At 41.4% G+C, this 14,877-nt stretch carries 15 protein-coding genes and 2 pseudogenes; 4 read left to right on the top strand and 13 right to left on the bottom strand.

Translation table 11 applies throughout. The annotated features are described in order from the left end of the window. Positions 1-548 precede the first annotated feature (548 nt). Entirely contained in the window at positions 549-887 is a 339-nt protein-coding gene (locus AC1S8V_RS15910) for an NAD(+)--rifampin ADP-ribosyltransferase (RefSeq protein WP_482069851.1), read from the top strand. A 378-nt stretch (positions 888-1,265) separates the two neighbouring features. On the opposite strand, the gene AC1S8V_RS15905 is transcribed toward AC1S8V_RS15910, so the two are convergent. The 3 genes from AC1S8V_RS15905 to AC1S8V_RS15895 form a co-directional block, all read right to left on the bottom strand. Next, positions 1,266-1,982: a class I SAM-dependent methyltransferase gene (locus AC1S8V_RS15905; protein ID WP_482069850.1), complete on the bottom strand. Its 717-nt coding sequence runs from the start codon at positions 1,980-1,982 to the stop codon at positions 1,266-1,268. Positions 1,983-2,230: 248 nt separating this feature from the next. Next, the gene (locus AC1S8V_RS15900; RefSeq protein ID WP_186327940.1) at positions 2,231-2,377 is read right to left on the bottom strand and encodes a hypothetical protein; all 147 of its coding nucleotides are present in this window, start codon (positions 2,375-2,377) and stop codon (positions 2,231-2,233) included. A gap of 291 nt (positions 2,378-2,668) precedes the next feature. Then, positions 2,669-2,992, bottom strand: coding sequence for a winged helix-turn-helix transcriptional regulator (locus AC1S8V_RS15895; RefSeq protein WP_482069849.1), 324 nt, complete (start codon positions 2,990-2,992; stop codon positions 2,669-2,671). Between the two features lie 191 nt (positions 2,993-3,183). On the opposite strand from AC1S8V_RS15895, the gene AC1S8V_RS15890 reads away from it, so the two are divergent. Next, positions 3,184-3,519 (top strand): hypothetical protein, encoded by a 336-nt coding sequence (locus tag AC1S8V_RS15890; protein ID WP_482069848.1) that lies wholly within the window; start codon positions 3,184-3,186, stop codon positions 3,517-3,519. A gap of 183 nt (positions 3,520-3,702) precedes the next feature. Here AC1S8V_RS15890 and AC1S8V_RS15885 read toward each other — a convergent pair. The 6 genes and pseudogenes from AC1S8V_RS15885 to AC1S8V_RS15860 all read right to left on the bottom strand — a co-directional run bounded on the left by AC1S8V_RS15885 (position 3,703) and on the right by AC1S8V_RS15860 (position 9,919). Further along, a pseudogene (locus AC1S8V_RS15885) lies at positions 3,703-4,739 on the bottom strand (MFS transporter). Positions 4,740-5,197: 458 nt separating this feature from the next. Next, positions 5,198-7,633: an FAD-dependent oxidoreductase gene (locus tag AC1S8V_RS15880; RefSeq protein ID WP_482069847.1), complete on the bottom strand. Its 2,436-nt coding sequence runs from the start codon at positions 7,631-7,633 to the stop codon at positions 5,198-5,200. Further along, positions 7,630-7,944 carry an ArsR/SmtB family transcription factor gene (locus AC1S8V_RS15875; RefSeq protein WP_482069846.1) on the bottom strand — a complete coding sequence of 105 codons (315 nt, stop codon included), beginning with the start codon at positions 7,942-7,944 and terminating at the stop codon, positions 7,630-7,632. Before AC1S8V_RS15875 ends, AC1S8V_RS15880 begins: the two co-directional genes overlap by 4 nt. Positions 7,945-8,037: 93 nt before the next feature. Next, positions 8,038-8,469, bottom strand: a complete 432-nt coding sequence (locus AC1S8V_RS15870) for an IS3 family transposase (protein WP_482069845.1) — start codon at positions 8,467-8,469, stop codon at positions 8,038-8,040. Then, a complete protein-coding gene (locus AC1S8V_RS15865; RefSeq protein ID WP_482069844.1) occupies positions 8,463-8,588 on the bottom strand; it encodes a hypothetical protein in 126 nt (41 codons plus the stop codon). The genes AC1S8V_RS15870 and AC1S8V_RS15865 overlap by 7 nt, the downstream gene beginning before the upstream one ends. 449 nt (positions 8,589-9,037) lie before the next feature. Then, positions 9,038-9,919 carry a LysR family transcriptional regulator gene (locus tag AC1S8V_RS15860; protein WP_482069843.1) on the bottom strand — a complete coding sequence of 294 codons (882 nt, stop codon included), beginning with the start codon at positions 9,917-9,919 and terminating at the stop codon, positions 9,038-9,040. A 179-nt stretch (positions 9,920-10,098) separates the two neighbouring features. On the opposite strand from AC1S8V_RS15860, the gene AC1S8V_RS15855 reads away from it, so the two are divergent. Continuing rightward, positions 10,099-10,893, top strand: coding sequence for an SDR family oxidoreductase (locus AC1S8V_RS15855; RefSeq protein WP_482069842.1), 795 nt, complete (start codon positions 10,099-10,101; stop codon positions 10,891-10,893). A 29-nt stretch (positions 10,894-10,922) separates the two neighbouring features. After that, positions 10,923-11,264, top strand: coding sequence for a nuclear transport factor 2 family protein (locus AC1S8V_RS15850; protein WP_482069841.1), 342 nt, complete (start codon positions 10,923-10,925; stop codon positions 11,262-11,264). Between the two features lie 416 nt (positions 11,265-11,680). On the opposite strand, the gene loaP is transcribed toward AC1S8V_RS15850, so the two are convergent. The 4 genes and pseudogenes from loaP to AC1S8V_RS15830 all read right to left on the bottom strand — a co-directional run. After that, the gene (gene loaP, locus AC1S8V_RS15845; RefSeq protein ID WP_482069840.1) at positions 11,681-12,220 is read right to left on the bottom strand and encodes an antiterminator LoaP; all 540 of its coding nucleotides are present in this window, start codon (positions 12,218-12,220) and stop codon (positions 11,681-11,683) included. Between the two features lie 137 nt (positions 12,221-12,357). Then, positions 12,358-13,557, bottom strand: a complete 1,200-nt coding sequence (locus tag AC1S8V_RS15840) for a cytochrome P450 (RefSeq protein WP_482069839.1) — start codon at positions 13,555-13,557, stop codon at positions 12,358-12,360. A gap of 106 nt (positions 13,558-13,663) precedes the next feature. Continuing rightward, positions 13,664-14,179 carry an isoprenylcysteine carboxylmethyltransferase family protein gene (locus AC1S8V_RS15835; protein WP_482069838.1) on the bottom strand — a complete coding sequence of 172 codons (516 nt, stop codon included), beginning with the start codon at positions 14,177-14,179 and terminating at the stop codon, positions 13,664-13,666. Between the two features lie 103 nt (positions 14,180-14,282). Beyond that, positions 14,283-14,522, bottom strand: a pseudogene (locus tag AC1S8V_RS15830) (acyl carrier protein); the annotation flags it as partial. Between the last annotated feature and the right edge of the window lie 355 nt (positions 14,523-14,877).

The following is a 14,877-nucleotide window of genomic DNA, read 5'->3' as shown; positions in this document are numbered from 1 at the left end:
ACCCTTAATTTTTCCTCGCGACACTGCTAGAACATATACCGAAAAAAGTAAGTCATTTCAGTTTCAGCTTGCCCTAAGTGAAAACGAAAACTCCTACTATTTAGTTGTATACATTACCCGGTTCTATTCCCTGTTTACCTTTCAATCGTGTCCGTTGGCTCATACAATGTGAACATTTTCATGTACTGTGGTACTTAATTAGGTTTTAAGTGCTTGTGATCAACGTTTAGATATACACCTAATCGGGAATCGGACTATGTTCTTGTCCATTCCGGTAATCGGTACAAGTTCTAGTCTTTTGTTCGGGGAAGAACTTGTATCGATAAAACAAAAAAGCCACTATAATAGCGACTTTGAATGAACAATGTTCTTGTCTCTCGACACTCTTCTCCCATATCAAATTACTAATTAAAAATGTAATGCTAGGTCAGTTATCATTCCTCTACTTAAATTATACCGTTATTTTTTATTTTTTTATAGACTGTTTTTTTAAAAATTCCTACACTATACTGCTAAATACAAAACTACAATAGAAGAGGTGCATCAGTATGGATGACAAAAAAGTGATCATAGATCAGGGTCCTTTTTTTCATGGTACAAAAGCAGAACTAAAAATTGGTGATGTATTAGAACCACAATTCTTATCAAATTACCAAGAAAAAAAATCTAACCATATATATTTTACTGCAACATTATTTGAAAGTGATCCAAACTTAACTGATAAAAAGTTTCCTGGAAACCCAACACGTTCATATAGATCTAAATCGCCACTTAAAATAATAGCTGAATTAGCTTCATGGGAAAGGCACTCCGAAGAAGAGATTAATCACATGATTACATCTTTGAAAAAACTAAGTGAAGAAGGAAAAAATATAATATATGATTAATTTTTAGATCACATCAGGATTCAAGAAAGTTCTAGTTCGCTTAGAGGACGCCAACCACGATGCTTGTCGGGAAGAGAGCGTTTTCTCTTCCCCCTTCCGCTTCTGATAATAAAAAAACCTCTATAAGCCAATAAACCGTCTCATTGATAAAATGTATTAATAAAGGAGTTAAAGTCTTCCCTCGACAATAATTTTATCATCGTTCAACTAACATAAGGTCTGGGGCTTGTTTACTTAATGGTGGTCGGTCGTTTAGGTCCTTGTAGTTGGGTTCTTTTATGTCTCAAAATATGGAACAATGTTCTTGTCCATCGACAGGAACGGTCGGCGTTCTATGCTCTTTTGTTTTTATTTAACGAGCAAATTTGGAACTTGACTCTATTTTACACAATGAAAAATAAACGATCCATTTTCAGAATTTGCATATTTAAACTCCCAATCGCCATATGTTTCAATTTTCGAAAAACCTATTTGTTTTAGCGAATCATCAAATTCTTCTTGATTTCGGAACCGTAACTGCATTTTTTCATGAACTAGGACTTTGTCTGTTTTAGTATTTATTACAGTTTCATAGAATGTATAAATATCTCCCTCAAACCCTTCATATTCTGTATAGATTTCTAGTGGATCTCCACTTAGCCTATCTTTAGCTAAGTCAGGAGTCTTGTCCTTCTCCCACTCTTTCCATACTTTTACCAAAGGGTTTCTTGTATCAAAAATAAAGTGACCGCCTATTTTTAGGGAACGAAATACGTCAGAAATTACTTGCTTCCAACTATCATCTGTAAGAAATACCTGTGCAACATTGGCTGTCATAACTACCGCATCATAGGTATTGGTTTGTAAATCCGAACTATCACCTACAATCCATTTCACATTGCCTGAATTATCTTTAATTCTCGCCACTTCAATCGCTTCTTCATTGGGATCTATAGCTGTAATTTTATAACCGTACTGATCAAGATGAATAGTCCATCTTCCTGTTCCACAGCCTAAGTCAGCTATAAATTCCACTTTTAATCTCTTTAACAATGCAAGGAAAAATTCATCGTCTTTTCCCCAATGGTTAATCTGGTCGTATACTAATGGAATCATAAATAATGTCTCCCCACTTTCAATAGCATGTTACTATGGTCTTTATAATAAATGGTTCAATAAATAAGGGTCATAGGTCTGCCTTTTTTTCAATGAATAATGGTAATGAAAAAACCTCAGCTGGGTTAACCGAGCTGAGGTTAATAAATTACTATTTTGTTTTTTTCTTTATATCTGATTCCGTTGACTTTCGCATCAGGTGTTTCGAATACCCCTAGTTGGGAATATTAGAGTCGCACCTAGCTTCTTCATTTAATAACTTCAACCTTTTTATCCCCTGCTGACTTCGCTACCTCTAACGTTGTGTTACCTTGGATAGCGACTATCACGCCAGTAGCCAGCATAGAAACGATTAAAGCTGCGCTGAGGGCTGTAGAAATTTTCTTCTTGACCAAAACCATACCTCCAATATTTTATTATGTAATAAGCGACTCAAGACTATGCCGAGCCGAGGGTGACTACATGACTGTGAAAAGGAGATAATCCAACCCAAATTCACATGGTGTCCCATGACCCAACACTATGTGCCGTTAATCAATTTCGGTTATTACTTAGCCTTCGCAAATTACATTATTTCACTTTTTATGTTGAGTAATCCCACTTGATAATTGCATTATAGCGTACTGACAATGATTGTAAAAGGATTTTTTCCTTGTGTTCAAATAAATAAAGGATTCACGAGAAAATTACATATGCTGTAGACCCCAGTCTCGCAATTGCAATAAAATTGGGGTGAGACTATGTCCTTTATCCGTAAGGGTGTATTCAACACGAGGTGGCATTTCAGCATAAGCTACTCGGTGTACTAGTCCATCTTCCTCAAGTTCACGCAATTGACGTGTCAGCGTGCGATGCGTCACGGTGGAGAGCAATTTTTGCAGTTCGTTAAATCGTATAATATCTTTATTCAATAAATGGTACAAAATCAGAATTTTCCACTTCCCACCGATCGCATTAACTGTAAATTCGACCGGACAAGGGCTACAATTTTCCAGTGGTTCGAGCTTCATAAGTTTACCTCCAAAAGTATCATTCGAGATACGTGGTATCTCGAATGTGCGTACTTACATATAGTTTGTGAGTTAGTTATTATAAATATAACATTTAGTTCATTACTGAACAAATGAATGTAACTATAAGGAGCTGTTGTATATATGGAAACGATATTAGTCTATGGAGCGTCAGGGGTACGGAGAACTTTTTGATTCCGGGTCTGATCAATAATGGGATGCTTTTCTACCCTGTGCCAGCGGATAAACCAATCCCATGGATCAGCTCCGAAGACGCAGCGCAATATCATGTTTATGCGTTAAGCCATCCTGAGCTGGCAGGACAAGTGTTACTGGCTCCAGGGCCAGAAGCTCTCACAGGTGCAGAACTGGGTGATCGTTTTACACAAGCCTTGGGTCAAAATGTAACTTTCCATTCCCTGAACTATTATGACGTGAAAGATCGCGTGGTTGTCCCTGATCTCCAATTGACTTCTCTGAAAGATTGGTTGCAACAACCGCATGTAAAAACAATGTTTGGTTCTTAAAATTAGATTCAGCAACATCACTCTAGAATTCGTTGCAATAATACTTGAATCTCTCAGGGAATGTGTTATAGTACATTCCCTGAGAGATTATTTTATCAGCCACTCCACTTTATGTTGTCTTAAGGCAATCTTCCCCTCCCCTCGCGCTCCTTCCACTTGGCATTTCCATCTTAGAAACACTTCTTATCGGAGTGAGGCTTGATTAGATGTTCCTTTCCACAGTACTGTAAGTCCTAAACCAACAATCAGAACTATTCCTGCAAAAAGGTAAGGGTAATGAATATTAATATCAAATAGAATTCCACCCAATGCTGGACCAAAAAAATTCCCCAAGTTAGTGTAAGTGGAGTTCATTCCTGCTACAAAACCTTGCTGTTTACCAGCAGTTTTAGATAAGAAGGTAGTTAGGGCAGGTCGTAGGTCGTAACAAATCAAACGTAAAAAAATAAAACAAGTTACAATTAAAACGGATGTGTAGCTAGTGACAATAGTAGATATGAAAGCTAAAACCGAACCCATGATTAGGTAAAGCTGAATACCGTTTCGTAGGCAGATAATCCGAAAGCAAGGACAAAGACCATAATAAACGCTATTAAATAGATTGGTTGAATTGATTTCTTTAAATCCTTAATGAAGCTAGATCCCTTTGTGTTTGACGATAGTTGTTCCATCTCTTCATGTGACAGAGGCTCTTTTAATATAATTGAAGAGGAAATAGCAGCTAAGAGTGCCATAGCAGCGGCAAAGAAAAATGGCATCCTAATTCCATAATCGGCAATAAACCCACCCACACCTGGCCCAATAATAAATCCGGTGCTGATCGCAGCGGAGACGTATCCCATCGCCTTTGGTCTATCCTTTGTAGTAGTAATATCAGCGACGTAAGCTGTTACAGCAGGCATGATAAAGGCAGCACTTACTCCTCCCAGTACCCTGGATAAATAAAGTATTGAAAGTATTGAAACATGTGTTCCTAGTCCAAAAATCAATTCTGATAAGCTAAATACCAGTAAACCGATAACGATCATTCTTTTTCTTCCAAAACGATCAACCCATCTACCAGCAAAAGGCGAAATAATTAACTGGGATAAGGCATAAACTGCAACTAGATAGCCCATTGTACTTCCGGATAAGTCCAACATATCTTTGAAAGAAGGCATAACAGGAACAATTAATCCAATCCCGAGGAAGGCTGTGAAAATAAATGTTTTTGTGAATATTGGTCACGTTCTTCCCCTCCATTGCATGAACCACAGAACTTGATGTCACAGGTTTACTGAAAATCATAACTGCACCTGTCCATTAACTGAATGGCTCTGTAGGGCTATCCGAAACATGTAATATCGTTCAAATGTAAACAAATCATGAACATACCTGATAACCGATTTACAACAAGTCCTAGATATCTAAATGAAAGAATAATGTAGGACCTGCTAAAAACTGTACGCGATATATCGCTCTTCTCGTGTGTTAATTGTTCTTATCGATCAAAAAGGCCGAAAAGCAGCTCTCTGTGCATAACAGAAACCGCTTTTGGGCCTTTTTCAAGTAATACAGATATTGCGATTAAGGAAAGCATCTCTCTACGCTTACCCTCTAACTTCTCTAGTACAATGTCATTTGGTGTTCTTTGTCTATTAATAACGTTTTTATTCATTAACTCAAAGTAGGAATTGACTTAAATAAACAGGTTATGATTAGCTTGGGATGCTTCTCCCAGATAGTAACCGACCCCACCAATGGTAACTTGATCTATTAATTCTTCACGCTGAATGCCCATTAAATCCATGGACATTTGGCAGGCTACCAACTCAGCCCCTTGTGCAATGACGGACTCTATCAATTCTTCTAAAGACGGAACGTTATTATTTTTCATCAGACCTCGGATAATCTTTGGACCAACACCAAGCATATTCATTTTGGACATGCCAAGCTTCTTGCTGCCACGTGGCAGCATCATATCAAACATCCGGCCAATCATGGTTTTGGATACAGGCTGTGTCTGATGCTTCCGAATAACATTCAATCCCCAAAATGTGAAAAACATCGTTACTTTACGTCCACTTGCTGCAGCTCCATTTGCAATAATAAGAGAGGCAATGGCTTTATCCAGATCGCCGCTGAAGACAACCATCGTGCTAGCGGGATCATGGTGGCTAGGCGAATCGGAAATGGGTTGCACTGAATTCTTGGCAATGACAGCTTCAATAATTCCGCCTTTGATTCGTTCCAGGTGTAAGAGTGCGGACCCAGACATGGTTGCCCATGCTTTCACATCTTCATAGAATCCTGGATCGGAAGCTTTGACCCTCAGAGTCTCTCCATTCGATAGTTGATCCATCTTTTGCTTAACTTGTATCAGCGGACCCGGACAACTTAAACCGCATACGTTCAACTCATGATCAATGCGTTGTGGCTGTTCGGAAGTTGATTGGACCGGACCATGATTGACAGAAGAAATTGGGGCAGGCTGAAACTGGGCTTGACGATATGTTTTGTAACCCCCACTCAAGTTTTTTACGTTGAAGCCATGCTGTCGCAAAATTTGTGAAGCCGTGTATCCACGCAGACCAACCTGGCAGTATACCCAAATGTCTTTGGAGATGTCTAATTCATTTAACCGCTGGCGAAGCTCATCCACTGAGATATGGATTGAACCCGGAATATTCCCATTGCGGTGCTCCAGCTCACTGCGTACATCCAGCAGTATTGACTGCTCCGGCTGACGCTTAGACAACTGATCATAGGTGAATGTTTCAACACGACCGGCTATAATATTCTCTGCTGCATAGCCCGCCATATTCACCGGATCTTTTGCAGAAGAATAAGGTGGGGCGTAACTCAGTTCAAGCTCTGTTAGATCTCGGATGTGACCCCCAAAATGAATGGCTACGGCAATGTCATCAATCCGTTTATCCACTCCGTCATAACCGACGGCTTGCGCACCCAAAATTTTACCTTCCGGAGTAAACAGCAGTTTAAGAGTAATCGCGCTGGAACCAGGATAATACGATGCGTGTGAGGCAGGGTGCACAATTATAGTGCGATATTCCACGCCGAGACGCTTTAGTGTTTTTTCATTACTGCCTGTCGTAGCACCTGTCATTCCAAATATTTTAATAATGGAAGTCCCTTGTGTTCCTTTATAGGTGGAATTTAATCCGGCAATTCGATCAGCAACAATTCTTCCTTGTTTGTTGGCAGGTCCGGCAAGTGGAATAGCTGTCTTCGTACCATGAATGGTTTCAGTTACTTCGATGGCATCGCCAACAGCATAGATATGTGGCACACTGCTTTCCAGAGCTTCATTAACAATGATATGTCCACGTGTGCCCAGAGAAACGCCGCTACTTTTCAGGAAAGATGTATCCGGGGTTACCCCGATCGCAAGAATAACCAGGTCAGCCGTCAGAACATGACCATCGGCAAGCTTTACTCCAATGCCCTTCTCTAGAGAATGAAATGCCTGAACACGCTGGGAGAACAGCAAGTTTACACCATTCTGCTCCATTTCCTGGGCCAAAGCTGCTGCCAGTTCAGCATCAAACGGCGTGAGTAGCTGTCCATTACCCTCGATTAACGTTACATCCAATCCGGCTTCCTTTAAGTTTTCTGCCATTTCAACACCAATAAATCCACCACCTATAACGATTGCTATTTGGTTGTTAGATGAATTAACTTGTGCTTTGATCCGATCAATATCAGGAATGCTACGTACGGTGTAAATCAATGGAATGTCCTTACCCGGTAAATCGGGAACGATTGGTTTTGCACCTGGTGACAAAATTAACTCGTCATAGCTTTCTTCATATTGACCGCGCTCTTGGTTTTGAACCTGAACCGTACGCTTGTGCGGATCAATAGCAATGACCTCGCTTCTTGTACGCACATCAATACGAAAGCGATCTGCCATGCCTTTTGGTGTTTGTACCAGCAGACGCTCTCGATCATCAATCGAACCACCAATATAATAAGGTAAGCCGCAATTGGCAAACGATATATAGGGGCCTTTCTCAAAGATAATAATCTCGGCATGTTCATCCAGACGGCGCAGACGTGCAGCCGCAGATGCACCCCCTGCTACACCGCCAACAATCAGTATTTTTTTGCTCATGATTCACAGTCTTCCTTTCCAAACAAAGTCGTTATAATCTGTTCAACCCGTTGATCGGCAAGCACATAATTCACTTCAAGACCATTCCGCTCAGTAGCGACAATACCTGCACTGCGAAGCTTCTGCAAGTGCTGAGATACGGTTGATTGGGGCAGGTCCAGACATTCTTGCATGTATGAAACATTACATTTCTTTTTTAACATCAGTCCACGCACAATGCATAAACGAATCGGGTGAGATAAAGCTTTCAGCAGATTAGCAGGCTCGTCGAACTGTTTTAAATTATTGATATCAAAAGCGGGTGTGTTCAAAAGTATTCCTCCTAAATCATTATAACGCAATATTACGATATAATGATTTCAATGTCAATATGCTCTCTTATATTCAAATTCATCTCGCATTCTTCAACCCCAAAATCGTTCGATTGGCTGGTTGTCCAAACAACGACTTACACGAGACACGCTCTTTGTAAATCCATACTTCAGTTCTGTCACATCGGTAGACCATTTGACATTCGGAGCAGGGGCACTAAGGTCGCGGTTCATTTTATTTTCAGCCAAATGGATTGCTGTGGCGCTCACGTAATGTGGTCGTTTTTTACGAATGACTGCTTTCAGTCCCAGAGCACGCATAATTCGGTAATAGCGCTTTATATTGTACTTCTGGTTCAGCTTTCGATTGAATTGGGTGCGCATTTGACGATAGCCCAAAATTCCATCTCGCTTGTGATAACGGCACTTCACTTCTTTTGCCAGCATACGCATTTCACGTTCCCTGGCAGAAGGTATCCAATTTAACCATTTGTAATAGGCAGATCGTGCTACATCAGCTAACACACATAACGCCCAATAGCGTCATACTTCTCAACTGCTTTCTGATAATCCTGTTCATGTGCGAGGGTATATTTTACAATTTCGATTCGTTCCTCCAATGTGGTTTTACGTCCTTTTTTCATCTGAGATCGTCCTTTACGTTGAAGGGTGTTTTTCCATATGATCTCTTGAGTATACTTGGAAATCCATCTCGATAAAACGCTTCGGCTTGAAATACGATAGGTTTGAATTGCCTTTTCTATAGAGGAACGCCCAGACAACACATCTTGCACCGCAGCTTGTTTTAGTTCGTAAAACTCCCCTCATAATAGACGTAGAAAGTTTTGTTTTTTTCTACTGTCTACTATGAGGGGAGCATATCAGACTTCAATGGGAATATGTTCTTGTCCCTCGACATCTTCTCATCTTCAAACATTCTCCAGCCTAGTAGGCAACTTATGTCACTCCCTCCAAGTTATTTATCTATATTGTTTACAGCGTTTCTCACTTCTGACATCCACTGCCGGGTACTCTTCTTAATGCTTTCAATCTCACACTTGAGCGTTATTAAGAAAACTTAAAATTTCGGCGATCATTCTCCTTGATGTAAATTTTCAACATATGCAATAAACCTTTTAGCTGCTGGGGAAATATGATGATCTTCTCTCCACTTCAATCCGATTTCCCAGTACCAACCTTCATCAATGATTGGGATCCAGACCAATCCATCTAACATCAAACCCAACGTCTTAGGCAATACGGATACACCAAGACCCGACTTTATAAAACCGGCTACAGTGATCAGGTCCTCCGCTTCATAAGCCGAAGCAAGAACAAATCCGGTATGTTGGAACCGTGACATAATCGTCGCCTTTAATCCGCAGTTGTTTTTCAATCCAATAAATGGCTCGCCAGACAGCTCTGCCAAACTAAGACCGCCACAACCTGCATAACGATGTTGGGAGGGAACAACAATATATAAAGGAACATTTTGAACAGTCATCCAGTGATGATTATCCAAAGTGGATTCCCTCGATGTAATCATAACATCCGAAAATCCTTGCTCCAGATGTTCATCAATATCCCCTAAGTTCCCTTGTGTCAATTCGAACCGAACTTTGGGATAGTCCAATTGATAACTCCGGATTAGACTAGGAATCAATTCAACACCGAGAATGTTTAGATAAGACAACGTAATCACACCAGTATCCGGATTGGACCACTCTTCAATTTCCCTTAGGCCATTTTCAATATTCTGTAGGGCTCTACCAATCCATTTAGAGAACATGGTACCGTTTCGGTTCAGCTTTATATTTCGTCCATTTCGCTCAAATAAAGGAGCTCCTATTTCGTTTTCGAGCTTGGCAATTGCATGACTTAACGCTGGCTGAGTAATACCGAGTGTTTTGGAGGCTAAGGTCATATGTTCAAGCCGTGCAACCGTCATAAAGTATTCTAATTGTGTAAGTTCCATTAAATTATCCCTACCTCATACATTAATATTATTCATCGTTTTAATTATTATAATAAATTGGACGTTATGGAAGTGGCAAGTGTAATATTAGTTCAAGCTCCTCTCGAAAAACACATTAAGGTTAAGGGACAGAGCGATTTTAAATTAATCATTGAATACCATTACTAGGAGGGATAGATATGCATAAAGAATTTGAGTTGTCTGCATCAGAATTTGAAGGCAAGAGGGTGCTTGTAACCGGAGGAACAAAGGGAATGGGGCAAGCTGTTGTAAGAAGGCTTGCAAACGGCGGAGCTACAGTCCTTACTACTGCCCGTTCCCGATCTACTGACTTGCCGAATTCGGTCAAATTTGTTCAAGCAGATGTCGCCACACCTGAAGGTATAGAGCAAGTAATTACAGCAGTAAAAGAGCAACTTGGAGGTATCGATATTATTGTCCATTGCGTAGGTGGATCAACCACACCACCAGGAGGCGCACTTGTATTGAGGGATGAGGATTGGCTTCATACATTAAATTGGAATTTACTCACAGCAGTTCGACTTGATCGCGGATTAATTCCACTTATGTTAGAAAACAATTCAGGCGTTATTCTTCATTTCACTTCCATTCAAAGGCGTTTGCCTTTATATGAAACTACCCTGGCTTATGCATCTGCAAAAGCCGCGCTGGCTAATTATAGCAAGGGATTATCGAATGAATTTTCCCCTCAGGGAATTCGAATAAATACTTTGTCTCCCGGGTTTATTCAGACAGAAGCAGCTGACGCATTAATTGATCGGATCGCAACGGAAACCGGAAGTCGAGAAAGTGCGCTCGAACAACTTATGAGTTCACTCGGAGGTATTCCAATTGGTCGTCCAGGATTTCCTGAAGAAGTCGCTGAGCTGGTCGCATTTCTGGTCTCAGACCGAGCAGCATCCATTACAGGTAGTGAATATGTCATAGATGGGGGAACTATCCCTACCGTCTAATAACAAATTAATTAAAGGGAGAGAACAATATGGATCTCAATCATTTACCATCTGTAATTGGCAAATACATTACTGCATCTAACAAGCCAGACCCGGCAGTGTTTGTAGATTGTTTTTCAGAAAATGCCGTTGTGTTGGATGAAGGAAAACAGCGAAATGGCAAACAGGCGATTCGGGAATGGAGTGATCAATACCATTTCGCGGCGAATGTTACGTTAGAGCCAACAACAGCAAAAAAAATAGGTGATGAAATTGTGCTAACATGCAAGCTGGATGGTACTTACGACAAGACTGGTCTACCCGATCCACTAGTATTGAATTATCATTTCGTTATTGTTGACGATAAAATCGTCAGACTATCCATTTTTTAAAGATAACCACAAAGGCCTTAGGAATTCTTTTCTAAGGCTACTTTGTATATATATCTAACTATCTTGCTTATAAGACTAAAAGACTCTTCTGATACAAAAATTGAGGAAACACAAGAAGTCCTCCTTAAAATGAAAGGAAATATCGCAACCTTACTTTATTGAGGACAGGTTATTATTAGTTCAACACTAAAAATCCTATATTTTACTATATTTCTAATTCCCAGATAGCCTCATGCTAGCGATTCCGCGTGATTTGTCCCAGTACAAGTTCTTGTCCCTCGACAATAAATCAAAAAAAAACCGTTGATCATGTATCAGATCAACGGTTTCAAAAATATACTTCTTTTTACATATGCCTCAACTGTTTATTGTAACACCCTTCCCTGCAATCTCCAACCAATGCTCATCCCGTTAACTCAAGCAAGTGAGACATTGATGCCGACATCGATCAATTTGACCTCGTCCAGCAACTGTACCTCAATTTTGGCCCGTGACTTGCGTTTATCAATTTTTCGTATCAATGCTTCTTTGCCGACGAGTGGTCCGGACGTTACTTTGATTTGGTTCCCGCCAAGAATGATATCCGAGTATCCCACTGTTCCGTTGGTACCACATAGCTGGATGAGCCAGTCCATTTGTTCCTTGGGGATCGGTGTGAAAAAATTGGCAGCCTGATCATGCTTGTGAATGCCACCCTTGACCATATACAAAATATGCGGTATCTCTTTGATGTTGTAATATAAATCGTGAATTTGTCCGGTTCGGATAAAAATATAGCCTGGAAACAAGACTTTGGTGCAATGATGAGTCTTTCCCTGTTTTCGCTCAGGAATTATTCGTTTGGGTACCAGACAACTCAAGTGCTGTCGCGTATAAAATCGATCCATGAAAAGTTTGATTTCTTCTTCTCTCCCACTCCGTACAAAAAAGCTGTACCAGTTCATAGGTCCTCCCATGATCTTTTTTTTGGATAAATGCAAACCCATTCATTTTATTATATTATAATATATCCCATTTAAGTAAAGAAAAAGTGCCTAAGGTCATGGTTCACCTCAGGCACTTTTTACGTCTTTTCACCTAACAGATTGATTGATCAGCCTTGAAGCAGAACGGATAAATTTTTCAGCCCGTATACATTGCTGGGATTGACGTCGATCTCATATTCGGGATGCACTTGAAGGCCCGGATAGGTAGTAAGCATCGCTGTCAGCGCCGCTTTGGCTTCCATTCTTGCCAGGTGGGAGCCCATGCAAAAATGGATGCCTTTACCCAGAGCCAGATGGGGGTTATTCTTTCTGCCAAGAATGAACTTATCGCCCTCTTCAAATATGTCCTCATCCCGGTTCGCCGAACCGATCCAATTGACAACATAGTCGCCGGGCTCCAGTACTTTGCCGCCAATCTCTGTGCGTTTGAGCACTTTGCGAATCGCTCGCTGCAACGGAGATCGGTAACGCAACATCTCCTCGACAGCGGGAGGGATCATTTGCGGATGCTGCGCCAGCTCTTTAACCAGCTCATAATCATTGAATGTGTAGATGGAGTTGGTGATGAGACTGGTGGTGGTTTCATTTCCTGCGATAAGCAGCATGACACAGCTTGCAATCAGCGACTCGGAAGACAGCTTCTCTCCATCTTCCTCCGCCTGTGTCAGGTCAGATATGATATCATCGGCTGGATTACGGCGTTTTAGTTCAATGATGTCCTGAAAATAGGCAACAAGCTGTGTACTCGCCTGAGCCTGGAGCTGATAAATGCGCATATATTCTTCGGGCGTATTCTCCTGGGGAGCCAGAGTCAGTGTGTTTGCCCAGTCCCGGAATTGCTCGCGGTCGCTCGTAGGAACACCAAGCAACTCGGAAATAACAATCATCGGCAGCGGGGAGGCAAAGTCCTGCACCATATCTATTTCGATGCGTCCTTCAATCGATTCCATCAGTTCCTGGACAATCATATCAATTCTGGATGCCCAGGAGGACATCGCTTTTGGTGTGAATGCTTTGGCTAACAGCGCGCGGCTGATGGTATGCTTGGGTTGATCCTGAAAAATGATCGTATCCTGAATAATCGGTGGAGCAAGCACCTTGTTGGAGAAGTATTCCTTATCCTCAGCAACCCGTTTGACATCCTCGTATTTGAATACACTCCAGACATCCTCTGCTTCGTTATAATGAACCGGATCTTCCTGCCGCATTTTTTTGTACCATGCAAATGGCTCATATTTTTCCGCGTTGGTCTTAAAACCTGTAACCAAGTTCAAATCGGGAAAACTGCTTCTTTCCTTGATATTCATGCCAATCGCTCTCCTTTATATCCATATGTGCAGAGGGGATGCAGCCCGTTTGATCCATACAGCCATTGGAAAGAGCCAACAGCTGCCGTAAGGTTACAACCAGTTCCTAGTACTGAGTGAACGTTTGTTTCATCACCTTTTCCTCCAGATGAATCCGGTTGAACAGTGTAATGAGATGAAGGATAAACAAAGGCACAAATACAGGCCAAGCTTGAGAAATCAGCGCAAAACCGATAAGCTCGGGAATAATGTTCAGGTAATAATTGGGATGGCGCACCAGCCGGAACAGCGAGCTTTGCACCAGTTTGTGGTCTCTGGCAATGTATAGCTTGTATGTCCAAAAAGGGCTGAGCTTACGAATAACATAGATGAGACAGCAAAGGGCAAACACATACACGACAAGACCAATCACGGTCAACGTATTAAACTGCACATCGTAAATAAAGGCATATACAATGCAGCTCAGATAAATCAGGTTTTGCAGCACAAACAGTACTTTGCTGTTCAGGTTGCCGTACTCTGTGCCGCCTCCTGCAACGATCTTTTTCTCGTTACGCATGGCAATAATAACCGATGGTATACGAATGAGTGAGATTATAATTAACAAAAATCCAATCCACATGGTGATCCGCTCCTTCTTCTCGCTTTTTATATTGGCAAGTATGGATTACATGCATTTCCTCTCCGAGACTTTCTCGCTGAGACTTTATTCAACTTGGTACTCATCAGGGAGTGTCCGGTACCAGTTTCCTCTGGTGTTCTGGATGCATTGGGTTCAGGGAAACGCTGATGACGTCCTGCAAGGTATGGCATTTATTCAGATCCTCCATACCAATTTCAGAGGAAATCCGGGCCTGGAGATGATGAAGAAGCTGAAGCGCCAGTACAGAGTCCATTCCGTAATCTTCCAGCGAACGATGCTCGTCCATTTCGTCTGGTGGGATTCCCAGCAGAGCTGCAATAATGCTTCTGACCTCACTATCAACCGAAGGATTCGGGGCTGTTGATCCGATAGCTTCAGCTTTGGCAACGGGTACGGTTTCAATCTTTTCTTTACTTGCTTCGAAGGACTCTTCCGTAACAGTATTCTTCATTCCAACCCAGTATTTCTCGGGTGTGAACGGATAGGTTGGAAGGGATATCCGCTCAGGACGATCCTCTGTATATAACAGCTCCCACCGGATCTCTACGCCCTGCACCCATAGTTCAAGCAATTTATGGTATTTGCGACGTATAATCCATTTTTGCAGTGCTTCTCCGAGTTCTTCATCCTCTCTGAACAGTGCTGCCGTCCGTTTGTGAGCAGCAATGGAGCCGAGA

It is taken from the genome of Paenibacillus sp. B46(2026) (assembly GCF_056786355.1).
Note: the sequence above shows the minus strand (reverse complement) of the source record. Positions and strands in the feature narration are given on the sequence as shown.